The sequence below is a fragment of the Pseudomonas sp. CH235 genome, assembly GCF_004368175.1.
Taxonomy (GTDB): domain Bacteria; phylum Pseudomonadota; class Gammaproteobacteria; order Pseudomonadales; family Pseudomonadaceae; genus Aquipseudomonas; species Aquipseudomonas paraglycinae.
On record NZ_RRZJ01000007.1, the window covers coordinates 103435 to 126982 of the forward strand.

Consider the following 23548-nt stretch of genomic DNA (forward strand, 5'->3'; position numbering starts at 1 on the left):
ATGATGGGGTTAGGTATGCGCTTTCGCGCGTTGGTGGCTGCCGCTGGACTGATGTTGATGGCAGTAACCGTCAACGCTGTGGCCGAGACGAAGGTCAACAGCGTGCGCCTGTGGCGGGCGCCGGACAACACGCGACTGGTGTTCGACCTGACAGGCCCGGTGCAACACAGCGTCTTCACGCTGACCGCGCCGGATCGTCTGGTGATCGACATCAACGGCGCCACCCTCGGCGCGCCGCTGAATGTGCAGACCGCCAATACGCCGATCACCGCCATGCGCTCGGCACAACGTACGCCGACCGACCTGCGGGTGGTCATCGACCTGAAAAAAGCCGTCACCCCGAAAAGTTTCTCGCTGGCGCCGAATGCGCAATATGGCAACCGTCTGGTGGTCGATCTGTTCGACAACCCGGCTGACGCCGCACCACCGCCGACACCTGCGCCGACCCCAACGGTTGCGACCGTGCCTGCGGTGCCGGTCACCCCGGCCGAGCCTGCGATCAAACTGCCACCGGCCCCGGCCGGCAAGCGCGACATCATTGTGGTGATCGACGCCGGCCACGGTGGCGAAGACCCGGGTGCGTCCGGTTCTCGCGGTCAGCGCGAGAAAGACGTGGTACTGCAGATCGCCCGCGAGTTGCAGCGTCAGGTCAACGGCATGAAAGGCTTCCGCGCCGAACTGACCCGTACCGGCGACTACTTCATCCCGCTGCGCGGCCGTACCGAGATTGCTCGCAAGAAGGGCGCCGACCTGTTCGTCTCGATCCACGCCGACGCCGCGCCGTCTGCGGCCGCGTTCGGTGCGTCGGTGTTCGCCCTGTCCGACCGTGGCGCCACTTCGGAAACCGCCCGTTGGCTGGCCGACAGCGAAAACCGTTCCGACCTGATCGGCGGTGCCGGCAACGTCAGTCTCGATGACAAGGACCGGATGCTGGCCGGCGTTCTGCTCGACCTGTCGATGACCGCCTCGCTGACCTCCAGCCTCAACGTCGGCCAGAAAGTCCTGACCAACATTGGCCGGGTCACCCCGCTGCACAAACAGCGCGTGGAACAGGCCGGGTTCATGGTGCTGAAATCGCCGGACATCCCGTCGATCCTGGTGGAAACCGGCTTCATCTCCAACGCCAACGAAGCAAACAAACTCTCGGCAGCGAGCCACCAGCAGGCGCTGGCGCGTTCGATCAGCAGCGGCGTGCGTCAGTTCTTCCAGCAGAATCCGCCACCGGGCACTTACATCGCCTGGCTGCGTGATTCGGGCAAGATTGCTCAGGGGCCGCGTGATCACCGGGTAGGTCCGGGTGAAACCGTGGCGATGATTGCCGTGCGTTACCAGATTTCGCCGGCCACGTTGCGCAGCGCCAACAATCTGAAAAGCGATGATCTGAAAGTCGGTCAGCACCTGACCATTCCCGGCACCGAACTGGCGTCCAAAGAATGAATCAGGTCCTGAACGCTGCGCGCATCGAACTGCTCAGCCCGCGGCTGGCGAACCAGATCGCCGCCGGTGAGGTGGTCGAACGCCCGGCCTCGGTGATCAAGGAGCTGCTGGAAAACAGCCTCGACTCCGGCGCCAAACGTATCGACGTCGATGTTGAACAGGGCGGCGTCAAACTGCTGCGTGTGCGTGACGACGGCAGCGGTATTTCCGCCGATGACCTGCCGCTGGCCCTGGCGCGTCACGCCACCAGCAAGATCCGCAACCTGGAAGACCTTGAGCAAGTAATGAGCCTGGGTTTTCGGGGCGAGGCTTTGGCATCGATCAGCTCCGTGGCACGTCTGACCCTGACCTCGCGCACCCGAGATGCCGATCAGGCCTGGCAGGTCGAGACCGAAGGCCGTGACATGGCGCCCCGCGTGCAGCCGGCGGCGCACCCGGTCGGCACGTCGGTGGAAGTCCGTGACCTGTTCTTCAACACCCCGGCGCGACGCAAATTCCTCAAGACTGAAAAAACCGAATTCGATCACCTGCAAGAAGTGATCAAGCGTCTGGCGCTGGCGCGTTTCGACGTGGCGTTCCATCTGCGTCACAACGGCAAGACCATCCTCAGCCTGCACGAAGCCCACGATGACGCGGCGCGCGCACGGCGTGTGGCGGCGATCTGCGGTTCGGGCTTCCTTGAGCAGGCGTTGCCGATCGAGATCGAGCGCAATGGCCTGCATTTGTGGGGTTGGGTCGGTCTGCCGACCTTCAACCGCAGTCAGGCGGACTTGCAGTATTTCTTCGTCAACGGCCGTGCGGTGCGCGACAAACTGGTGGCCCACGCGGTGCGTCAGGCTTATCGCGATGTGCTGTTCAATGGCCGGCACCCGACGTTCGCGCTGTTTTTCGAGGTCGACCCGGCAGCAGTAGACGTCAACGTACACCCGACCAAACACGAAGTGCGCTTCCGTGACGGGCGCATGGTGCATGACTTCCTTTATGGCACCTTGCACCGTGCCCTCGGCGATGTGCGGCCGGAAGATCAGCTTGCCGGTTCGGTCACCACCGCGATCGTCCGGCCAACCGGCCTTGAAGCCGGTGAGTTCGGGCCGCAGGGCGAAATGCGTCTGGCGGCCAATGCGTTGCTGGAGCAACCGCAGGCGCAACCGGCGTTCAATACCTCGTCGGGTGCCAGCGCTGGCGGGGCTTATCAGTATCAATACACGCCGCGTCCGCAATCGAGCGTGCCGGTAGCCGAGGCCCAGGCCGCGTACCGCGAGTTTTTTGCGCCGCTGCCCGAGGCCAACGCCAATGCATTGCCAGCCGGTCAGGAAGACATTCCGCCGCTGGGCTATGCGCTGGCGCAGCTCAAGGGCATCTACATTCTGTCCGAGAACGCCCAAGGCCTGGTTTTGGTGGACATGCACGCCGCTCACGAGCGCATCATGTACGAGCGTCTGAAGATCGCCATGGCCAGCGAAGGCCTTAGCGGTCAGCCTTTGCTGGTGCCGGAATCCCTGGCGGTCAGTCAGCGCGAGGCCGATTGCGCCGAAGAACATGCGGCGTGGTTCCAGCGCCTCGGTTTTGAATTGCAGCGCCTTGGCCCGGAAACCCTGGCCATCCGGCAGATCCCGGCCCTGCTCAAGCAGGCCGAAGCCAACCGTCTGGTGGGTGATGTGCTGTCGGACTTGATGGAATACGGCACCAGCGACCGGATCCAGGCACATCTGAACGAATTGCTCGGCACCATGGCCTGCCACGGCGCGATCCGCGCCAACCGGCGCCTGGCCCTGCCGGAAATGAACGGCCTGCTGCGCGACATGGAAAATACCGAGCGCAGCGGTCAATGCAACCATGGCCGACCGACCTGGACCCAACTGGGCCTGGACGATCTGGACAAACTGTTCCTGCGCGGTCGTTGATGAGCCAGCTTCCTCCAGCGATTTTCCTGATGGGCCCGACCGCTGCGGGCAAGACCGATCTGGCCATCGAGCTGACCAAGGTACTGCCGTGCGAGCTGATCAGCGTCGATTCGGCGCTGGTCTATCGCGGCATGGACATCGGCACCGCCAAACCGTCCAAAGAACTGCTGGCCGAGTTTCCGCACCGGTTGATCGACATTCTCGACCCGGCCGAAGCCTATTCGGCAGCGGATTTCCGCCGCGATGCGCTCCAGGCCATGGCCGAGATCACCGCACGCGGAAAAATTCCGCTGCTGGTGGGCGGCACGATGCTCTATTACAAGGCTTTGATCGAAGGTCTGGCGGACATGCCGGCGGCCGATCCCGAGGTTCGCGCGCAAATCGAAGAAGAGGCTGCACGCCTTGGCTGGCAGGCCCTGCACGATCAACTGGCGGTCATCGATCCGGAGTCTGCGGCACGCATTCATCCGAACGATCCACAACGACTGAGTCGTGCGCTGGAAGTTTACCGGGTCAGCGGTCAGAGCATGACTGAACTGCGGCTGAAACAATCTGTACAAAGTACCGAAGCGGCCGCATCGGGACTGCAACAATTGCCCTATACTGTCGCGAACCTGGCGATTGCTCCAACTAATCGGCAGGTACTGCACGAGCGCATTAAACAAAGATTCACAAATATGCTGGAACAGGGATTCATCGACGAGGTCGTAGCCCTGCGTAATAGAAGTGACCTGCATGCCGGGTTGCCGTCTATACGTGCGGTAGGCTACCGCCAGGTCTGGGACTTCCTGGATGGCAAGCTGACGTCGGCCGAGATGCAGGAGCGGGGCATCATCGCCACGCGCCAATTGGCCAAACGCCAGTTCACCTGGCTGCGCAGCTGGAAAGATTTACACTGGCTCGACAGTCTGGATTGCGACAATCTGCCACGCGCCTTGAAATACCTTGGGACGATCTCCATATTGAGCTGAGTCCTTGCAATTGCCGTCTATCCTTGGGGGTGTGGCGGCAAAAGCCATCTGTTTACCTATTTTTTATATTGAATCCTTAAAGGAGTGCGGCACATGTCAAAAGGGCATTCGCTACAAGACCCTTACTTGAATACTTTACGTAAAGAGAAAGTGGGGGTTTCCATCTACCTGGTGAACGGGATCAAACTGCAAGGCACGATCGAGTCGTTCGACCAGTTCGTTATCCTGCTGAAGAACACCGTCAGCCAGATGGTTTACAAACACGCTATCTCTACAGTCGTGCCGGTTCGTCCAATTCGTCTGCCAAGCGCAACCGAATCCGAAGCAGGTGACGCTGAGCCAGGTAACGCCTGATAGGAGTCTCCTTTGTTCTTTGAGCGCCACGGTGGTGGTGAACGAGTCATCCTCGTTCACTTGGATGGACAGGACCCTGAGGCGCGCGAAGATCCGCAGGAGTTTCAGGAACTGGCAAATTCGGCTGGCGCCGAGACCGTTGCGTTTTTTAACGTGCCGCGTCATCGGCCAACCGCCAAATACCTTATTGGCAGCGGCAAGGTCGAGGAACTGCGCGACCTGGTCCACGCCGAAGAAGCCGATCTGGTGATCTTCAATCACGTCCTCACGCCCAGTCAGGAACGTAACCTCGAACGTGTTTTCGAGTGTCGCGTGATCGACCGTACCGGTCTGATTCTCGATATTTTCGCCCAACGCGCCCGTACCCATGAGGGCAAGCTCCAGGTAGAACTGGCCCAGCTTGACCACATGAGCACCCGGCTGGTTCGCGGCTGGACTCACCTTGAGCGTCAAGGTGGTGGTATCGGCATGCGCGGCCCGGGTGAAACCCAGCTCGAAACCGACCGGCGACTGCTGCGGGTTCGCCTGCGCCAGATCAAGGGCCGTCTGGAAAAAGTGCGCAGCCAGCGCGAACAGTCTCGTCGTGGCCGCTCGCGTGCGGATATCCCTACCGTGTCTCTGGTGGGATACACCAACGCCGGCAAGTCCACGCTGTTCAATAACGTGACCAAGTCCGACGTGTACGCGGCTGACCAGCTGTTCGCCACGCTCGACCCGACCCTGCGCCGTCTGGATCTGGACGACCTGGGGCCGATTGTCCTGGCCGACACGGTGGGGTTCATCCGCCACTTGCCGCACAAACTGGTCGAGGCATTTCGGTCTACGCTCGAAGAGTCGAGCAACTCCGACCTGCTGTTGCACGTGATCGATGCGGCCGAACCGGATCGCATGTTGCAGATCGAGCAGGTGATGGTGGTGCTGGGCGAGATCGGTGCCCAGGACTTGCCGATCCTCGAGGTCTATAACAAACTCGATTTGCTTGAAGGCGTTGAGCCACAAATCCAGCGCGATGAAAACGGCAAGCCCCAGCGGGTTTGGCTGTCGGCGCGTGATGGCACCGGTCTGGAATTGCTCGAGCAGGCGATTGCCGAGTTGTTGGGCAGCGACCTGTTCGTGGGAACCCTGCGCCTGCCTCAGCGGTTCGCGCGTCTGCGTGCGCAGTTCTTCGAACTGGGCGCGGTACAGAAAGAAGAACACGACGAAGAAGGGGTCAGCTTGCTGGCCGTTCGATTGCCACGCTCGGAGCTCAATCGACTGGTGAGTCGTGAAGGCGTTGTGCCGACGGAGTTCATCGAGCAACACACTTTGCAATAAAAGCCTGGCAAAGCGGTTGTGCCGCAACGGCAGGCATTCTGTAGCATTGGTCGGCGCGCCGTGGGTGCGTCTTTGCTTTATCAGATGGAGAGCGCTATGGCTTGGAATGAGCCGGGTGGCAACTCGAACAATCAGGATCCTTGGGGTGGCAAGCGTCGCAACAACGGCGACCGCAAGGGGCCGCCGGATCTCGACGAGGCCTTCCGAAAGCTGCAGGAAAGCCTGAACGGGTTGTTCGGTGGTGGAAAAAAACGCGGTGATGACGGTGGTGGCTCGGGCAAGAGCGGCGGCTTCGGCGGCCTGCTCGGCATCGGCCTTGTCGTGCTGGCGGCCGTCTGGCTGTATAGCGCGGTATATGTCGTGGACGAGCAGGAGCAAGCCGTGGTGCTGCGCTTCGGCAAGTACTACGAGACTGTCGGTCCCGGCCTGAACATCTACTTCCCGCCGATCGACAAGAAGTACATGGAGAACGTCACGCGTGAGCGTGCCTACACCAAGCAGGGCCAGATGCTGACCGAAGACGAGAACATCGTCGAAGTGCCGCTGACCGTGCAGTACAAGATCAGCAACCTGCAGGACTTCGTGCTGAACGTCGACCAGCCGGAAATCAGCCTGCAACATGCGACCGACAGTGCGCTGCGCCACGTGGTGGGTTCCACCGCGATGGACCAGGTGCTGACCGAAGGTCGTGAGCTGATGGCCAGCGAGATCAAGGAGCGTCTGCAACGCTTCCTCGATACCTATCGCACCGGTATCACCGTCACCCAGGTCAACGTACAGAGCGCAGCGGCACCGCGTGAAGTGCAGGAAGCCTTCGATGACGTGATCCGCGCCCGTGAAGACGAGCAGCGTTCGCGCAACCAGGCTGAAACCTACGCCAACGGCGTGGTGCCGGAAGCCCGTGGTCAGGCCCAGCGCATCCTCGAAGATGCCAACGGTTACCGTGACGAAACGGTCTCGCGCGCCAAGGGTGAGGCGGATCGCTTCACCAAGCTGGTTGCCGAGTATCGCAAGGCGCCCGAGGTCACTCGTCAGCGTCTATATCTGGACACCATGCAGGAAGTCTTCAGCAGCACCAGCAAGGTTCTCGTGACCGGCAACAAGAACGGCCAGAGCAACCTGCTTTACCTGCCGCTGGACAAGATGATTCAGAACAGTTCGGGCAGCAATGCACCGGTCACCGGTTCGGCTGCCGCCAGCAACAACACGGACGTCACGCCGCATGTCACTGACGTGCCGCAGTCGCGCACAAGGGAGACCCGCTGATGAGCAATAAATCGCTGATCGCCCTGATCGTTGGCGTTGTCGTGGTACTGGTTGGCTGGAACTGCTTCTACATCGTTGCTCAGACCGAGCGCGCGGTGTTGCTGCAATTCGGTCGCGTGGTTCAGGCTGACGTTCAGCCGGGTCTGCATGTGAAGGTTCCTTACGTTAACCAGGTGCGTAAATTCGACGCGCGTCTGATGACGCTGGATGCACCGACACAACGCTTCCTGACGCTGGAAAAGAAAGCCGTGATGGTCGATGCCTACGCCAAGTGGCGCGTGAAAGATGCCGAGCGCTTCTACACCGCAACGTCCGGCCTCAAGCAGATCGCCGACGAGCGTCTGTCCCGTCGCCTGGAATCGGGCCTGCGTGACCAGTTTGGTAAACGCACCCTGCACGAAGTGGTATCCGGTGAGCGCGATGCGCTGATGGCCGATATCACCGCGTCGCTGAACAAGATGGCGGAGAAAGAGCTGGGTATCGAAGTGGTCGATGTCCGGGTCAAGGCCATCGATCTGCCGAAAGAAGTGAACCGCAGCGTGTTCGAACGTATGAGCACCGAGCGTGAGCGTGAAGCTCGCGAGCACCGCGCCAAGGGTAACGAGCTGGCCGAAGGCATCCGTGCCGACGCCGATCGTCAACGCCGCGTGCTGCTGGCTGAAGCCTATCGTGAATCCGAAGAGATTCGCGGTGACGGTGACGCCCAGGCCGCTGCGATCTACTCCAAGGCCTACGGCCAGGATCAGGAGTTCTACGGTTTCTACCGTAGCCTGCGTGCCTACCGTGAAAGCTTCGCGAACAAATCCGACGTCCTGGTCCTCGACCCAAGCAGCGACTTCTTCCGTTACCTGGAAAAGTCCAAGCCTTGATACGACGTTGACCTGAATCATTCCGCCCGGCGGCTAAAACCTCGGGCGGGGTGATCCTTTGGGAAAACGTGTGTATGATGCGGCAGCCGGGAAATTCCCGGCTTTTTTGCGTCTGCACGTTTGATTGCTGTTTTTGTTGCAGAAGATCGGGTTGAATGGCCCGACAGTTTTTCGAGGAAAGTGATGGGCGAAGCCGGTAACAGGCCTTTCGCCGCGTCGTTCATGCGCGTGCGTTTTGAACGGGCCGGTCATTTTCTGCTTCACTCAAGGCTCGCCCTCGGGCTGGCCGCCCGGATCTAAGGGGAATGGCGTAATGGCAACGGTAGACCGCTGGCTGCTGCCAGATGGCATCGAAGAAGTACTGCCACCGGAAGCGGCGCGCATTGAAGTCGCGCGTCGTCAGGTGTTGGATCTGTTCCAGAGCTGGGGTTACGAGTTTGTCGTGACTCCCCATATCGAGTACCTGGAATCCCTGCTGACCGGCGCGGGCCAGGACCTGGATCTGCGTACCTTCAAGGTCATCGACCCGCAATCGGGCCGGCAGATGGGATTCCGTGCCGACATCACGCCGCAAGTGGCGCGCATCGATGCGCACACCCTGCGTCGCGAAGGCCCGAGCCGTCTGTGCTACGCCGGCAGCGTGCTGCATGCCCAGCCGCGTGCCTTGTCGTCCTCGCGCAGCCCGATCCAGCTGGGTGCCGAGTTGTACGGCGATGCCAGCCCGAGCAGCGATGTCGAAGTCATCAGCCTGATGCTGGCCATGCTGCAGCTGGCCGACGTGCCGGACGTGCACATGGACCTCGGGCATGTCGGCATCTACCGCGGTCTGGCCCAGGCGGCCGGTCTGTCGGGTGAGGTCGAGCAGCAGTTGTTCGACGCGTTGCAACGCAAGGCCATCGACGAGGTCATTACCCTGACCGAAGGCCTGCCGGCCGATCTGTCCGGCATGTTACGCGCGCTGGTCGACCTGTGCGGCGGCCGTGAAGTACTGAGCGCTGCCCGCGAGCGTCTGGCCAATGCGCCGGCGCCGGTACTGGCGGCACTGGAAGACTTGCTGGCGATCGCCGAGCGTCTGTCGGCGCGCTTCCCTGAGCTGCCGCTGTACTTCGATCTGGGCGAGTTGCGCGGTTACCACTACCACACCGGTGTGGTGTTCGCGGTGTTCGTGCCGGGCGTTGGCCAGTCCATCGCTCAGGGCGGTCGTTACGACGACATCGGCGCCGACTTCGGTCGCGCCCGTCCGGCCACCGGCTTCTCCACCGATTTGAAAACCCTGGTGACCCTGGGGCGTGCTGAGATCGAGCTACCGTCTGGCGGTATCTGGATGCCTGACAGTACGGATGCGGCACTCTGGCAGCAGGTTTGCCAGTTGCGCAGTGAGGGTCAGCGTGTCGTTCAGGCATTGCCTGGACAACCTTTGGCCGCCGCCCGTGATGCGGACTGCGACCGGCAATTGATCCAGCAGAACGGGCTTTGGCAAGTATCGCCACTGGCTTCTTGAGTTTTCCTGCCGGCTGAAGCCGGCACCAAGTTTGCGCGAATGAGGACAAGTGTTATGGGTAAGAATGTCGTAGTCCTGGGCACCCAATGGGGTGATGAGGGCAAAGGCAAGATCGTTGATCTGCTGACCGAACATGCTGCCGCCGTAGTGCGCTACCAGGGTGGCCACAACGCCGGTCACACTCTGGTGATCGATGGTGAAAAAACCGTCTTGCACCTGATCCCGTCGGGCGTGCTGCGCGAAGGCGTGCAGTGCCTGATCGGCAACGGCGTGGTGGTTGCACCCGACGCCCTGCTGCGCGAGATCACCAAGCTGGAAGAGAAAGGCGTACCGGTGCGCGAGCGCCTGCGCATCAGCCCTTCCTGCCCGTTGATCCTGTCCTTCCACGTGGCACTGGACCAGGCCCGTGAAAAGGCCCGCGGCGAGCTGAAGATCGGTACGACCGGTCGCGGCATCGGCCCGGCTTACGAAGACAAGGTTGCACGTCGCGGCCTGCGTGTTGGCGATCTGCTCAACATGCCGCGCTTTGAAGACAAGCTGCGTGAACTGGTGGACTACCACAACTTCATGCTGGTCGGTTACTACAAAGAGCCTGCCATCGAGTTCGAAAAGACGCTGGCCGAGTGCAAGGAATACGCCGAGCTGCTCAAGCCGCTGATGCTGGACGTGACTGCCGAGCTGCACGACCTGCGTCGCGCCGGCAAAGACATCATGTTCGAAGGCGCCCAGGGTTCGTTGCTCGACATCGACCACGGTACCTATCCGTACGTGACCAGCTCCAACACCACCGCAGGTGGCGTGGCGACCGGTTCGGGCGTTGGCCCGATGTTCCTGGACTACATCCTGGGCATCACCAAGGCTTACACCACTCGCGTAGGTTCGGGCCCATTCCCGACCGAGCTGTTCGACGAAGTCGGCGCGCACCTGGCCAAGCAAGGTCACGAGTTCGGCGCTACCACCGGCCGTGCCCGTCGTTGCGGCTGGTTCGACGCCGTTATCCTGCGTCGCGCTATCGATGTGAACAGCATCTCCGGCATCTGCCTGACCAAGCTGGACGTACTCGACGGCCTGGAAACCATCAACATCTGCACCGGCTACAAAGATGCACAAGGCAACGCCGTTGCTCCAACTGACGCTGACAGCTACGTAGGCCTGCAGCCTGTGTACGAAGAAGTGCCGGGCTGGACCGAATCGACCGTGGGTGCCAAAACCCTGGAAGAGCTGCCGGCCAACGCTCGTGCCTACATCAAACGCGTTGAAGAGTTGATCGGCGCGCCGATCGACATTATTTCGACGGGTCCGGACCGCAACGAAACCATCGTTCTGCGCCATCCGTTCGCTTGATAAGTCGTTGATGTAAAAACACAAAGGCCCCTTCATCGGGGCCTTTGTCGTTTATGCCTGTTGGACGGCATGACCTTTGCTGTGATTCTGTCTACAAGAGTGCCATCAAATTAATGGCGTCAGAAGTAGAGGGATTCAAAGTGTCAGCCGTTCTCTCACTGTTACAAAGCCGTCTGTTGCGGCCTGTGTTCGTTACCCTTGGTATCGCCCTTTTGGTGCAAGTGCTGGTGGCCGTCGCCCTGACGCGGAGCACCGTCACCGCGCTTGAAGCCGATCTCGGCACTCGCCTGGGCGCCGACAGTCAGAAGTTGTCCGGTGAGCTGGAGCAGGCCGGGCGCGAAGTCACGTCGAGCCTCGACAACCTCTCCTCGAGTACCCGTCAGCGTCTTACCGCCGGTCTTTCCTCGCGTCTGAAGGAAGAGCAGGCGCAACTGCGTGCGACTCTGGAAAAAGACCTGAAGGATTCGGCCAATGACATGGCCCAGTTGCTGGCCTCGGTGGCGCCTCGCGCCATGTGGGACAGCGACGTGCCGACCTTGTCCGAGTTCGCCCGCCGGGCCCAGCGCAATCCCAACGTGCTGTTCGTGGTGTATGACGACGCCACCGGCCAGCATCTGACCCGCTACCTCAACCGCGAAAACCCGATCAACAAGGCCCTTTTGGAAAAAGGCCAGGGTGAGCGGGCGCTGGATAAAGTGCTGGATGCGGCGAAGAACGATCCGTCGGTCTACTACCTCGAAGCCTCGATCAACCCCAATGGCGTGGAAATCGGCAAGGTGCTGATGGGTGTCTCGACTGCTTCGGTCGAAACCGATCTGGCGGCGCTCGATCAGCGCTTCACGGCGTTGATTGCCAGCAGCGATCAACTGGTCGGTGACAGCCTCAAAGGCGCTGCTGCCGACAGCGCCACCGCCATGCGCGCGCCTGCAATCGGCGCAATCCACGGCTGCTGAAATGAAGGCCAACACCACCAGTACAGTGCAGGACGCAGCAGCAACTCTGCGCTGGCGTATCGGCATGGGCCTGGCGCTGGTCGGTGCCGGGGTGCTGTTGCTGCTGGCGGTGGTGCTCGGTCATCGAGTGGTCAATCGCCTGAAGATGCTCAACGCCGCCATGGATGATCTGGCAGCAGGTGAGGGCGATCTGACCAAACGCGTGCAGATCAACAGCAAGGACGAAATCGGCGACATGGCGTCGGCGGTCAACCGCTTTGTGGACAAGTTGCAGCCGATCGTGCGCGAGGCCGGGGATGTGGCTCAGCGTACCGGTGTGGAAATCGGTGCGATGACCTTGCGCAATGCCGGTGCCGATGCGGCGGCCGGGATGCAGCGTGATGAAGTGGCCGAAAGTCTGCGGGCACTGTCGCAAATGGCCGATGAAGCTCAATCGGAAAGCCATGCGATGCAGGCTGCGTTGAAGCAGGTGGTGGATATTCGCCAGGCCACCGACGAGAACACTCGCACTTCGGCCAAGGTCGGCAGCCTGATCGAGGCGCTGGCGGGGCAGGTCGATACCGGGGCGAAAGTCATCGAGCGGCTGGCGCAGCAGAGCGAGCAGATCGAAGTGGTGCTGACCGTGATTCACGGCATCGCCGAGCAGACCAACCTGCTGGCGCTCAACGCGGCCATCGAAGCGGCCCGGGCCGGCGAGACCGGTCGCGGGTTTGCAGTGGTGGCGGATGAAGTCCGCGCGTTGGCGAGCAAGACCCAAAGCTCCACGGGCGACATTCAGGCGCATATCGTGGCGCTGCAGCAGGGTGCCCGTGAGGCGGTCGAGGCGATCGGTCAGGCCGGGCGTCAGGCCAGCGAAGGTTTGCTGGTGCTGCGTGACAGCGCACGGTTGCAGCAATCGGTGCAGGCGTCGGTCGAGCAGGTGCATGCGGCGATTGGCCTTGCGACTCAGGCAGCGGCGCATCAGGCGCGAGGCGCGCAGGCCGTGCGTGGGCGGGTCGAGACGATTCATGCCCAGGCCGAGAAAGCCGCTCAGGCGGTGGTCGAGACCACGGCCAGCGGCAAGGTGCTGGATGGTCTGGCGGCGCAGCTCAAGGCGAGTCTGGGGCAGTTCCGGGCCTGATAGTCCGGGCAAAAAAAATCGCAGCCTCGGCTGCGATTTTTTTATCGGCTCAAATACATCCGGGTCGTCAGCAGGTACACCGGCAATCCCGACACCACAATCAACAACGCCGCATAAGGCGCCGCTGCTGCGAACTCGACATTCGCGGTGTACGCCCAGACTTCCGTCGCTAATGTGTTGAGCCCCGTCGGACTCAACAGCAGTGTCGCTGTCAGTTCTTTCATGGCATCCAGAAACACCAGAGCGAACGCCGCACCCAGTGCCGGGAAGATGATCGGCAAGGTCACTCGGCAGAACGCCGTGAACGAAGATGCACCCAGCGTGCGGGCGGCTTCTTCGAGTTGCGGTGCGGCCTTGTTCAGCGCCGTGCGGATCGGCGCCTGAGCGAGCGGCAGAAACAGCAGCGCATAAGCGATCAGCAACAGCGCGGAGGTCTGGTACAGCGCCGGCACGTAATGCAGGGCGAAATACACCAGCGTCAGGGCGATCACCAATCCCGGCAGGGCGTGCAGCAGATAGGGCAAGCGCTCGGCCCAGATCGCCAGTTGGCCTTTGTAGCGCACCACCAGCAGTCCGACCGGCACTGCCAGCACCAGACACAATCCCGCGCCACCCAGCGATAGCGCCAATGAAGACAGCAACGCTTCGGTGATCGCCGCAATCGGGAATGCCGCTGACGATCCCACTGCGAGCCAGTAAGCCAGCATGCCCAGCGGAACCCCGCTGCCGACAATTGCCAGCATCAGGCAGTACAGCTGGCCGGCGATCGACCAAGGCCCGAGTCGCACTTGTTCAGCCCGACGCGCCGCACCTTGGCCGGTGCGCACGTGACGGCCCTTGCCGCGAACGCGCAGCTCCAGCCACAACAGCATCAAGCACAGCGCCAGCAATACCGCTGACAGCATCGCCGCATTGGCATTGCTGAATTCCAGTTCGAACTGCTGGTAGATCGCGGTGGTGAAGGTTTGCAGGCCAATGATCGACAGTGCGCCGAATTCCACCAGCATGTGCAATGCAATCAGCAGCGATCCCGCCAGCAGCGAAGGCCAGAGCAGCGGCAGGGTGACGCGGAAAAACACGCCCCAGCGATTCTGTCCCAGTGTGCGAGCCGACTCTTCAAGGGAGGGATCAAGATTGCGCAGCGTGGCGGCCACCGGCAGAAAGATCAGCGGGTACTTCGACAGGCTCATCACAAGAATCGCCCCGCCGAGTCCTTCGAACTGCGCGCTGAGCGAAACCCAGGTGAAGCTGCTGACAAATGCCGGCACCGCGAACGGCAGGCAAAGAATCACGCCCCACAGCCGTCGGCCCGGCAGATTGCTGCGCTCCAGCAACCACGCCAGTGACAGGCCGATCACGCCACAGGTCACGGTTACGCCAACCATCAGCGCCAGCGTGTTGCGCAGCAGGCTGAACACATACGGGCGCCACAGCAAGTGCAGCGCCTCGGACCAGCCTGCTTGCCAGGCTTTGAGCCCGACGTAGGCCAGCGGCAACAGGCTCATGACCACCAGCAACAACACCGGCAGCACCAGCCAGATCGACGGCCGCTTGCGCCGTGGCACGTAACCCCCGCGTGTAGCGGGGGCGGATAACGATGCGGTCATCAGTTCAGGCCAACTTCGCGTTCCAGCTCCAAAGCTTCTTCGGCATTACCGAGATCGGCCGGCGTGACGTCCGGCGCTTCCAGTTCACTGAAAGGCTTGAGGCCGCGATCCGATTCCATGCCTTTATGCAGCGGGTATTCGGCGGTGGTCTGGGTGATCACGCGCTGGCCTTCTTCGCTGGCCATGTAGGCGAGGAATTGCTGGGCTTCTTTTGGATGTTTGCTGGATTTCAGCACGGCTGCGCTGGACACGGTGATCAGGCCGCCAACGTCACCGCCGGTGAAGTAATGCAGTTTCGAATCAAGCTGGCCTTTTTCCCGTTGCAGGGCGAACCAGTAATAGTTGTTCACCAGCACGGTGGCGACTTCGCCGTTTTCCACAGCCTTGAGGGCGACCATGTTGTTGCTGTAGGTCTTGCCGAAGGCGCGCAGACCGGTCAGCCATTCTTCGGCGGCTTCGCGGCCGTGTTTCTTGATGATGGCGACAGCCTGTTCCTGGAACGCGCCGCTGGTCGGTACGAAACCGACCTTGCCTTGCCACTGCGGGTCGGCGAAATCCAGTACCGATTTCGGCAGGTCCTTTTCATCGACCAGTTTCGGGTTGAAGGCCACTACACGAACCCTGGCGGTGACGCCGATCCAGGTGCCGTTACCGGCGACGTATTCTTTCGGCAGAACGGCGAGGGTCGCGTCGTCGGCCTTGGCCAGCAGGCCTTGCTCGCCGAGGTTGTTCAGCGGCGGGGATTCTTCGGTGTAGATGACGTCGGCGGGGGAGCGGTCGCCTTCTTCGATGATCTGGCTGGCCAGCTGATTGCTGCTGCCCTTGCGGACATTGACGTGAATGCCGGTCTTGGCTTCGAAGGCTTTGGCGATCGCGTCGCCGACTTCCTTGTGTTGACCGTTGTAGAGAGTCAGGGAAACCGCGTCGGCAGCCTGGGTGAGGGGAGTGGCGAGTGCCAGGCCGAGCAGGGTGAAGGTCAAGCCGCGGCGCAGGGTATTTCGAAACATCATTCGCAGGGTTCCTCACTGTCGCATTGCAAAAACTTGCAACAATGATAAACGATATTGTTTCTCAAGTGCGCCTTGCGGGGAGGGAGTTGGTCTGGTAGGCGTTGGGGCTCAGACTTTTCCAGCCCCCGAAAACGCAAAAACCCGCTTTCGCGGGTTTTTGTGAGATTCAAGATCGTGACCTTGAATTTGAATTGGTGCCCAGAAGAAGACTCGAACTTCCACGACCGTAAGGTCACCAGCACCTGAAGCTGGCGTGTCTACCAATTTCACCATCTGGGCTTCATCTTCAGCGTTGCCGCTGTTGATGTGGCGCACTATACGGAGCGCCTTTTGATCTGTAAACCCCTGCCAGCAAAAAAAATGATTTTTTTTACCAGCGGTGTTCAAAACGCCCTCCAAGCGTCGATACAAGGCTCCAGACGCGTCTTATATAGTCGGAAATTTCCCGTTTGATGGCGCCTATGCCAAACTAACCCGCATATAGACAAGGTGAAAACTCTCTAATGGCCGATTGGCAGTCCCTCGATCCCGAGGCCGCTCGTGAAGCGGAAAAATATGAAAACCCTATTCCCAGCCGCGAACTGATCCTTCAGCACCTTGCTGATCGGGGTTCGCCTGCTGCCCGCGAGCAACTGGTCGAAGAGTTTGGTCTGACCACAGAAGACCAGATCGAAGCCCTGCGCCGCCGCCTGCGCGCCATGGAGCGCGACGCTCAACTGATCTACACCCGCCGTGGCACGTATGCGCCGGTGGACAAGCTCGACCTGATCCTCGGTCGCATCAGCGGTCACCGTGACGGCTTTGGCTTCCTGGTGCCGGATGACGGTTCCGACGACCTGTTCATGAGCCCGGCGCAAATGCGTCTGGTGTTCGATGGCGACCGTGCCCTGGCCCGTGTGTCCGGCCTGGACCGTCGCGGTCGTCGCGAAGGCGTGATCGTCGAAGTGGTGTCCCGTGCCCACGAAAGCATCGTCGGCCGCTATTTCGAAGAAGGCGGTATCGGCTTTGTCGTCGCGGACAACCCGAAGATCCAGCAGGAAGTGCTGGTGACGCCGGGCCGTAACGCCAACGCCCAGATCGGTCAGTTCGTCGAGGTGAAAATCACCCACTGGCCGACCCCGCGCTTCCAGCCGCAAGGCGATGTGATCGAAGTCGTCGGCAACTACATGGCGCCGGGCATGGAAATCGATGTCGCCCTGCGCACCTACGACATTCCCCACGTCTGGCCTGAAGCCGTGCTGAAGGAAGCCGGCAAGCTCAAGCCGGAAGTCGAAGAGAAAGACAAAGAGAAGCGCGTCGACCTGCGCCATCTGCCGTTCGTCACCATCGACGGCGAAGATGCCCGCGACTTCGACGACGCGGTTTACTGCGAAGCCAAACCAGGCAAGCTGCGCCTGTTCTCCGGCGGCTGGAAGTTGTACGTGGCGATTGCCGACGTTTCCAGCTATGTGAAGATCGGTTCGGCTCTGGACAATGAAGCCCAGGTGCGCGGCAACTCGGTGTACTTCCCCGAGCGCGTGGTGCCGATGCTGCCGGAGCAGCTCTCCAACGGCCTGTGCTCGCTGAACCCGCACGTCGATCGTCTGGCCATGGTTTGCGAGATGACCATCTCCAAGTCCGGCGAAATGACCGACTACTGCTTCTATGAAGCGGTGATCCATTCCCACGCTCGTCTGACCTACAACAAGGTCAGCGCGATGCTGGAAACGCCGAAAGCCACCGAAGGTCGCAAGTTGCGCGGTGAATACACCGACGTCTTGCCGCATCTGAAGCAGCTCTACGCGCTGTACAAGGTATTGCTGGCTGCCCGTCACGTGCGTGGCGCGATCGATTTCGAAACTCAGGAAACCCGGATCATCTTCGGTTCCGAGCGCAAGATTGCCGAAATCCGTCCGACCACCCGTAACGATGCACACAAGCTGATCGAGGAATGCATGCTGGCGGCCAACGTGGCCACTGCCGAGTTCCTGAAAAAGCACGAAATCCCTGCGTTGTACCGCGTCCACGATGGCCCGCCACCGGAGCGTCTGGAAAAACTGCGCGCGTTCCTCGGTGAGCTCGGTCTGTCCCTGCACAAAGGCAAGGATGGTCCATCGCCGAAGGACTATCAGGCCCTGTTGGCCAGCATCAAGGACCGTCCGGATTTCCACCTGATCCAGACCGTGATGCTGCGTTCCCTGAGCCAGGCGGTGTACAGCGCCCAGAACGAAGGCCACTTCGGCCTGAATTACGAAGCCTATACCCACTTCACCTCGCCGATCCGTCGTTACCCGGACCTGCTCACGCACCGGGCGATCCGCAGCGTGATCCATTCGAAACAGGATACTCCGCACGTTCGTCGTGCCGGGGCGATGACCATTCCGAAGGCGCGCATCTATCCGTACGACGAAGCAGCGCTGGAGCAACTCGGCGAGCAGTGCTCGATGAGCGAGCGCCGTGCCGATGAAGCGACCCGCGACGTAGTGAACTGGCTCAAGTGCGAGTTCATGAAAGACCGCGTGGGCGAATCGTTCCCGGGCGTGATCACCGCCGTGACCGGTTTCGGCCTGTTCGTCGAGCTGACCGATATCTACGTCGAAGGTCTGGTGCACGTTACGGCGCTGCCGGGCGACTACTACCACTTCGACCCTGTGCATCACCGCCTGGCGGGCGAGCGCACCGGTCGCAGCTTCCGTCTTGGCGATACCGTTGAAGTGCGCGTGATGCGCGTCGATCTCGACGAGCGCAAGATCGACTTCGAGATGGCTGAAAAAACCATCAGCGCGCCGATCGGCCGCAAGAAGCGTGGCGCCGAAACGACTGCTCCTGCAGCCAAGGTTGTGGAAGAAAAAGCTCCGGCAAAATCCACCAGCCGTCGTCCGGCCAAGGAAAAGGTTGCCGAGGCTTATCGCCCGAGCGACGCCGTGGCGAAAAACGCCGAGCTGCGCAAAAGCCGTGAAATGAAGAAGGCCTTGCTGGCCGACGCCAAAAACGGTGGTAAAGCGGCGTCCGGGGGAAAGACCGGACGGTCGGCGCCTGAAAAGGCCTCCGGCGGCAAGCCAGCCAAACCGAGCAAACACCGTAAAGGCCCGCCGAAAGCGGGTTCCGCTCCAGCCAAAAGTGGCGGGGCGCGTAAACCGAAGGCGAAGTCATGAGTCAGTTGGAAAAAATCTACGGCGTTCACGCGGTAGAAGCGTTGCTGCGTCACCACCCTAAACGCGTCAAGCAGATCTGGCTGGCTGAAAGCCGCAACGATCCGCGCGTGCAGACGCTGATCGAGCTGGCCAACGAAAACCGGGTTCAGATCGGTCAGGCCGAGCGCCGTGAAATGGATGCCTGGGTCGAAGGCGTGCACCAGGGCGTGGTGGCGGACGTCAGTCCGAGCCAGGTCTGGGGCGAAGCGATGCTCGACGAGCTGCTCGATCGCACCGAAGGCGCACCGCTGTTGCTGGTGCTCGACGGCGTGACCGACCCGCACAACCTTGGCGCCTGCCTGCGTTCGGCGGATGCTGCCGGTGCGCTGGCGGTCATCGTGCCAAAAGACAAGTCGGCCACCCTGACCCCTGTGGTGCGTAAAGTGGCTTGCGGCGCGGCGGAAGTGATTCCGCTGGTGGCCGTCACCAACCTTGCGCGCACCCTGGAAAAGCTTCAGCAGCGTGGGTTGTGGATTGTCGGCACGGCGGGTGAGGCCGAGGTCAGCATCTATGACCAGGACCTGACCGGCCCGACCATCCTGATCATGGGCGCAGAAGGCAAAGGCATGCGTCGCCTGACCCGCGAGCATTGCGATTACCTGGTACACCTGCCGATGGCTGGTAGCGTCAGCAGTCTCAACGTCTCGGTTGCGACCGGCGTGTGCCTGTTCGAAGCCCAGCGCCAACGCGGTGCGAAGGCCAAGGCAGCTGCCAAAAAAGCTTAAGCATCACGCCTTTCAAAATGTGGGAGCGAGCCTGCTCGCGAAGCGGAGTTACATTCAGCATCATTGTTGGATGTTAAGCCGCCATCGCGAGCTGGCTCGCTCCCACAGTGCTTTGTGGGGTGACCCGGATTGGTGACTGTTCAAATAATCACCAATTGCCTTGCACCTCTTCAGTCCCTTCTCTACAATTGCGCCCCTTGCTGTGGCGGCAGGCATGCATGTGCCCCGCGCCAGCAAGTCCATAAGTGTCATTCACTCCTTGTCTGACCGTTTTTGAGCGGCAGGCTACAACCCGTAAGGAGCATTCATGCGTCATTACGAAATCATCTTTCTGGTCCACCCTGACCAGAGCGAGCAAGTCGGCGGCATGGTTGAGCGTTACACCAAGCTGATCGAAGAAGACGGCGGCAAAATCCACCGTCTGGAAGACTGGGGCCGTCGTCAACTGGCCTACGCAATCAACAATGTTCACAAGGCTCACTACGTGATGCTGAACGTTGAGTGCACCGGCAAGGCCCTGGCCGAGCTGGAAGACAACTTCCGCTACAACGATGCTGTGATCCGTAACCTGGTCATCCGTCGCGACGAAGCCGTTACCGGCCAGTCCGAGATGCTCAAGGCTGAAGAAAACCGCAGTGAGCGCCGTGAGCGTCGCGAACGTCCTGAGCACGATGGCAGCGCCGATGGCGATGACAGCGATAGCGACAGCGACAACAGCGATAACGCTGACGAGTAATCCACGGACCTTTTAAGGAGCCTATCAAATGGCACGTTTCTTCCGTCGTCGTAAATTCTGCCGCTTCACCGCTGAAGACGTGAAGGAGATCGATTACAAAGATCTCAACACTCTGAAAGCCTACGTATCCGAGACCGGCAAAATCGTTCCAAGCCGCATCACCGGTACCAAAGCTCGTTATCAGCGTCAGCTGGCCACCGCTATCAAGCGCGCCCGCTTCCTGGCCCTGCTGGCCTACACCGACAGCCACGGCCGCTGAGACCGGGCAGTCGACAAGTAGCAAAGGATTGAATGCATGCGTGCCTTAGCTGAGTTCATCATGCGCGGCCGTATGCAGGCCACTCTCGTAGTGGCCGGGTGTGCAACATTGCCGTTGTTGTATTGGTTGGGTGCTGCCGCCGGGAGCCTGGTGCTTCTGCGGCGCGGATTGACCGACGCCCTGGGCGTCGTGTCGCTGGGACTGCTGCCGGCATTGATATGGTGGTTGTATGCCGATGACCCACGGGCACTTCTGGTGCTGCTGGGGTCTTCGGGGCTTGCGCTGGTGTTGCGCGCAAGCGAGTCCTGGGTCCGCACGCTGCTGGTCAGCGTAGCCATGGGGCTGGTGTTTTCAGTGGTGCTCGGGGCGGCGTTTGCGCCCCAGATCGAGATGCTGGCGCAGGCCTTGGTAAAGGTCATGCCCGCGCTTCTCGGTGATGCCTACCAACAATTGTCGGTAGACGAGCAGGCGCGTTTCGCGTCGCTGATCGCACCGGTCCTGACCGGCCTGATTGCGGCCTTGTTGCAGATCGTCAGCGTGCTGAGCCTGATTGTCGGGCGTTACTGGCAGGCGTTGTTGTACAACCCGGGTGGTTTTGGTCGCGAGTTTCGCGCCATCCGGATCCCGCTGGGACCGGCGATGTTACTGCTGGCGTTGATGCTTCTGGGCCCGAATCTCGGTGCACAGATGGCCATGTTGACGCCGTTGTGCAGTGTACCGCTGGTGTTCGCCGGGCTGGCCCTGATTCACGGGCTGGTGGCGCAAAGGCGACTGGCCGGTTTCTGGCTGGTGGGGTTGTACGTGACGCTGTTGCTGTTCATGCAGCTGATCTATCCGTTGCTCGTGGTTCTGGCCATTGTCGACAGCCTGATTGATTTTCGCGGTCGGGTGTCGAAAGACACCGATAACGCGAACGGTGAAGGTTAAAAGTTAAGAGGATTTCCACATGCAACTGATCCTTCTGGAAAAAATCGCCAACCTGGGCAACCTGGGCGACAAAGTAAACGTTAAGGCCGGTTACGGCCGTAACTACCTGCTGCCTTTCGGCAAAGCCACCGCTGCGACCGCTGCCAACCTGGCTGCGTTCGAAGAGCGTCGCGCTGAGCTGGAAAAAGCCGCCGCAGACCGTAAAGCATCGGCTGAAAGCCGTGCTGCCCAACTGGCCGAGCTGGAAGTGACCATCACTGCCACCGCTGGCGACGAAGGCAAGCTGTTCGGTTCGATCGGTACTCACGACATCGCTGACGCACTGACCGCCTCCGGCGTTGAAGTTGCGAAAAGCGAAGTTCGTCTGCCGAACGGCACCATCCGCAACGTGGGTGAATTCGACGTGGCTGTGCACCTGCACGCCGAAGTTGAAGCCACCGTACGCGTTGTCGTGGTAGCAGCTTAAGCAACACCCTGATCGACTGGCGGCTTGTCCGTCAGACGGTTAACATCGGGCACGATCCTGTTTACAGGTCGTGCCCTTTGTCTTTCTGCACTCCCTGCTTTTCCTGATTAAAAAGTGGCCATGAACGAAATCTCCGCTCCCGAGCAATACGATCTGCAAACCGCCGCGCTGAAGGTGCCGCCGCATTCCATCGAGGCCGAACAGGCCGTGCTCGGTGGTCTGATGCTGGACAACAACGCATGGGAACGTGTGCTCGATCAAGTCTCCGACGGCGATTTCTACCGACATGACCACCGTCTGATTTTCCGTGCGATCGCCAAACTGGCCGATCAGAACCTGCCGATCGACGTCGTGACCCTTGCCGAGCAACTGGACAAGGAAGGTCAGACCTCGCAGGTCGGCGGCCTCGGTTACCTTGGCGAGCTGGCGAAAAACACGCCGTCCGTCGCCAACATCAAGGCCTATGCGCAGATCGTCCGCCAGCGTGCGACGTTGCGTCAGCTGATCGGTATCAGCACCGAAATTGCCGACAGCGCCTTCAACCCCGAAGGCCGCACCGCCGAGGAAATCCTCGACGAAGCCGAGCGGCAGATTTTCGCGATTGCCGAGGCCCGGCCAAAAACCGGCGGTCCGGTGGGCGTGAATGACCTGTTGACCAAGGCCATCGACCGCATCGACACCCTGTTCAACACCGCCGACTCGATCACCGGCCTGTCCACCGGCTACACCGACCTCGACGAGAAGACCAGCGGCCTGCAACCGGCCGACTTGATCATCGTCGCCGGCCGTCCGTCGATGGGTAAGACCACCTTCGCGATGAACCTGGTGGAAAACGCCGTACTGCGCAGCGACAAGGTGGTGCTGGTGTACTCCCTCGAGATGCCAGGTGAATCGCTGATCATGCGTATGCTGTCGTCCCTCGGTCGTATCGACCAGACCAAGGTGCGTTCCGGCCAGCTGGAAGACGACGACTGGCCGCGCCTGACCTCGGCGGTCAACCTGCTCAACGACCGCAAGCTGTTCATCGATGACACCGCCGGCATCAGCCCGTCGGAGATGCGTGCCCGGACCCGGCGTCTGGTGCGCGAGCACGGCGACATCGGCCTGATCATGATCGACTACCTGCAGCTGATGCAGATCCCCGGCTCCAGCGGTGACAACCGGACCAACGAGATTTCCGAGATCTCCCGATCCCTGAAAGCCCTGGCCAAGGAATTCAACTGCCCGGTAGTCGCCCTGTCACAGCTCAACCGTTCCCTGGAACAACGTCCCAACAAGCGTCCGGTGAACTCCGACTTGCGGGAATCCGGAGCGATCGAGCAGGACGCCGACGTGATCATGTTCGTGTACCGGGACGAGGTGTATCACCCGGAAACCGAACACAAGGGCATCGCCGAAATCATCATCGGCAAGCAGCGGAACGGCCCGATCGGCTTCATCCGCCTGGCCTTCATTGGCAAGTACACCCGCTTCGAAAACCTCGCGCCGGGCAGCTATAACTTCGACGACGACGAGTAAGTCTGTCGTCGTCTGAAAGCCCCTGATATTTCCGACCACAGCCGTCGGAATTGGTCATTTTTTGTGCTATATTCCGCGCCCGCGATTTTGCACC

18 protein-coding genes, 1 tRNA gene and 1 pseudogene are annotated in these 23548 nt (G+C 60.9%); 17 read left to right on the top strand and 3 right to left on the bottom strand.

What is annotated here, in order from left to right; all coding sequences use genetic code 11:
* Window positions 1-51 precede the first annotated feature (51 nt).
* The 10 genes and pseudogenes from EIY71_RS10225 (at window position 52) to EIY71_RS10270 (ending at window position 13033) form a co-directional block, all read left to right on the top strand.
* A complete protein-coding gene (locus EIY71_RS10225; RefSeq protein ID WP_371857334.1) occupies window positions 52-1437 on the top strand; it encodes an N-acetylmuramoyl-L-alanine amidase in 1386 nt (461 codons plus the stop codon).
* Window positions 1434-3341 (top strand): DNA mismatch repair endonuclease MutL, encoded by a 1908-nt coding sequence (gene mutL / locus EIY71_RS10230; RefSeq protein ID WP_085746506.1) that lies wholly within the window; start codon window positions 1434-1436, stop codon window positions 3339-3341. The genes EIY71_RS10225 and mutL overlap by 4 nt, the downstream gene beginning before the upstream one ends.
* On the top strand, window positions 3341-4312 hold the full coding sequence (gene miaA, locus EIY71_RS10235; protein ID WP_085746507.1) for a tRNA (adenosine(37)-N6)-dimethylallyltransferase MiaA: 972 nt from the start codon (window positions 3341-3343) through the stop codon (window positions 4310-4312). The genes mutL and miaA overlap by 1 nt, the downstream gene beginning before the upstream one ends.
* 93 nt (window positions 4313-4405) lie before the next feature.
* Window positions 4406-4666 (top strand): RNA chaperone Hfq, encoded by a 261-nt coding sequence (gene hfq / locus EIY71_RS10240; RefSeq protein WP_007902656.1) that lies wholly within the window; start codon window positions 4406-4408, stop codon window positions 4664-4666.
* Window positions 4667-4678: 12 nt separating this feature from the next.
* The gene (gene hflX, locus EIY71_RS10245) at window positions 4679-5980 is read left to right on the top strand and encodes a ribosome rescue GTPase HflX (protein ID WP_007950725.1); all 1302 of its coding nucleotides are present in this window, start codon (window positions 4679-4681) and stop codon (window positions 5978-5980) included.
* Window positions 5981-6076: 96 nt separating this feature from the next.
* Complete coding sequence (hflK, locus tag EIY71_RS10250) at window positions 6077-7246, top strand: FtsH protease activity modulator HflK (protein ID WP_039766653.1); 1170 nt, start codon at window positions 6077-6079, stop codon at window positions 7244-7246.
* Window positions 7246-8115, top strand: coding sequence for a protease modulator HflC (gene hflC / locus EIY71_RS10255; protein ID WP_007950723.1), 870 nt, complete (start codon window positions 7246-7248; stop codon window positions 8113-8115). The genes hflK and hflC overlap by 1 nt, the downstream gene beginning before the upstream one ends.
* A gap of 313 nt (window positions 8116-8428) precedes the next feature.
* A complete protein-coding gene (locus EIY71_RS10260) occupies window positions 8429-9616 on the top strand; it encodes an ATP phosphoribosyltransferase regulatory subunit (protein ID WP_085746509.1) in 1188 nt (395 codons plus the stop codon).
* A 54-nt stretch (window positions 9617-9670) separates the two neighbouring features.
* Complete coding sequence (locus tag EIY71_RS10265) at window positions 9671-10960, top strand: adenylosuccinate synthase (protein WP_085711159.1); 1290 nt, start codon at window positions 9671-9673, stop codon at window positions 10958-10960.
* Window positions 10961-11100: 140 nt separating this feature from the next.
* Window positions 11101-13033: pseudogene (locus tag EIY71_RS10270) on the top strand (methyl-accepting chemotaxis protein).
* A gap of 41 nt (window positions 13034-13074) precedes the next feature.
* On the opposite strand, the gene EIY71_RS10275 reads toward EIY71_RS10270, so the two are convergent.
* The 3 genes from EIY71_RS10275 to EIY71_RS10285 form a co-directional block, all read right to left on the bottom strand.
* Complete coding sequence (locus EIY71_RS10275) at window positions 13075-14640, bottom strand: iron ABC transporter permease (protein ID WP_134021619.1); 1566 nt, start codon at window positions 14638-14640, stop codon at window positions 13075-13077.
* Window positions 14640-15650: an extracellular solute-binding protein gene (locus EIY71_RS10280; protein WP_085746511.1), complete on the bottom strand. Its 1011-nt coding sequence runs from the start codon at window positions 15648-15650 to the stop codon at window positions 14640-14642. Before EIY71_RS10280 ends, EIY71_RS10275 begins: the two co-directional genes overlap by 1 nt.
* Before the next feature lie 192 nt (window positions 15651-15842).
* A tRNA-Leu gene (locus EIY71_RS10285) sits at window positions 15843-15929 on the bottom strand.
* Window positions 15930-16153: 224 nt separating this feature from the next.
* Here EIY71_RS10285 and rnr point away from each other — a divergent pair.
* From rnr to dnaB, 7 genes are all read left to right on the top strand, one after another.
* Complete coding sequence (rnr, locus tag EIY71_RS10290) at window positions 16154-18784, top strand: ribonuclease R (RefSeq protein WP_102716970.1); 2631 nt, start codon at window positions 16154-16156, stop codon at window positions 18782-18784.
* A complete protein-coding gene (gene rlmB / locus EIY71_RS10295) occupies window positions 18781-19548 on the top strand; it encodes a 23S rRNA (guanosine(2251)-2'-O)-methyltransferase RlmB (protein WP_007950704.1) in 768 nt (255 codons plus the stop codon). The genes rnr and rlmB overlap by 4 nt, the downstream gene beginning before the upstream one ends.
* A gap of 307 nt (window positions 19549-19855) precedes the next feature.
* Window positions 19856-20284 (top strand): 30S ribosomal protein S6, encoded by a 429-nt coding sequence (rpsF, locus tag EIY71_RS10300; protein WP_007950702.1) that lies wholly within the window; start codon window positions 19856-19858, stop codon window positions 20282-20284.
* Window positions 20285-20312: 28 nt separating this feature from the next.
* A complete protein-coding gene (gene rpsR, locus EIY71_RS10305) occupies window positions 20313-20543 on the top strand; it encodes a 30S ribosomal protein S18 (RefSeq protein WP_002551829.1) in 231 nt (76 codons plus the stop codon).
* A gap of 36 nt (window positions 20544-20579) precedes the next feature.
* Window positions 20580-21470 (top strand): hypothetical protein, encoded by an 891-nt coding sequence (locus tag EIY71_RS10310; protein WP_039766674.1) that lies wholly within the window; start codon window positions 20580-20582, stop codon window positions 21468-21470.
* Window positions 21471-21489: 19 nt separating this feature from the next.
* Window positions 21490-21936 (top strand): 50S ribosomal protein L9, encoded by a 447-nt coding sequence (rplI, locus tag EIY71_RS10315; protein ID WP_003186385.1) that lies wholly within the window; start codon window positions 21490-21492, stop codon window positions 21934-21936.
* A gap of 120 nt (window positions 21937-22056) precedes the next feature.
* A complete protein-coding gene (gene dnaB, locus EIY71_RS10320) occupies window positions 22057-23454 on the top strand; it encodes a replicative DNA helicase (protein WP_011332193.1) in 1398 nt (465 codons plus the stop codon).
* Window positions 23455-23548 lie beyond the last annotated feature (94 nt).

Coding starts and splice junctions, on each gene's coding strand:
- EIY71_RS10225 (WP_371857334.1), top strand. CDS start 52: ATGTTGATGGCAGTAACCGTCAACGCTGTGGCCGAGACGAAGGTCAAC.
- mutL (WP_085746506.1), top strand. CDS start 1,434: ATGAATCAGGTCCTGAACGCTGCGCGCATCGAACTGCTCAGCCCGCGG.
- miaA (WP_085746507.1), top strand. CDS start 3,341: ATGAGCCAGCTTCCTCCAGCGATTTTCCTGATGGGCCCGACCGCTGCG.
- hfq (WP_007902656.1), top strand. CDS start 4,406: ATGTCAAAAGGGCATTCGCTACAAGACCCTTACTTGAATACTTTACGT.
- hflK (WP_039766653.1), top strand. CDS start 6,077: ATGGCTTGGAATGAGCCGGGTGGCAACTCGAACAATCAGGATCCTTGG.
- hflC (WP_007950723.1), top strand. CDS start 7,246: ATGAGCAATAAATCGCTGATCGCCCTGATCGTTGGCGTTGTCGTGGTA.
- EIY71_RS10260 (WP_085746509.1), top strand. CDS start 8,429: ATGGCAACGGTAGACCGCTGGCTGCTGCCAGATGGCATCGAAGAAGTA.
- EIY71_RS10265 (WP_085711159.1), top strand. CDS start 9,671: ATGGGTAAGAATGTCGTAGTCCTGGGCACCCAATGGGGTGATGAGGGC.
- EIY71_RS10275 (WP_134021619.1), bottom strand. CDS start 14,640: ATGACCGCATCGTTATCCGCCCCCGCTACACGCGGGGGTTACGTGCCA.
- EIY71_RS10280 (WP_085746511.1), bottom strand. CDS start 15,650: ATGATGTTTCGAAATACCCTGCGCCGCGGCTTGACCTTCACCCTGCTC.
- rnr (WP_102716970.1), top strand. CDS start 16,154: ATGGCCGATTGGCAGTCCCTCGATCCCGAGGCCGCTCGTGAAGCGGAA.
- rlmB (WP_007950704.1), top strand. CDS start 18,781: ATGAGTCAGTTGGAAAAAATCTACGGCGTTCACGCGGTAGAAGCGTTG.
- rpsF (WP_007950702.1), top strand. CDS start 19,856: ATGCGTCATTACGAAATCATCTTTCTGGTCCACCCTGACCAGAGCGAG.
- rpsR (WP_002551829.1), top strand. CDS start 20,313: ATGGCACGTTTCTTCCGTCGTCGTAAATTCTGCCGCTTCACCGCTGAA.
- EIY71_RS10310 (WP_039766674.1), top strand. CDS start 20,580: ATGCGTGCCTTAGCTGAGTTCATCATGCGCGGCCGTATGCAGGCCACT.
- rplI (WP_003186385.1), top strand. CDS start 21,490: ATGCAACTGATCCTTCTGGAAAAAATCGCCAACCTGGGCAACCTGGGC.
- dnaB (WP_011332193.1), top strand. CDS start 22,057: ATGAACGAAATCTCCGCTCCCGAGCAATACGATCTGCAAACCGCCGCG.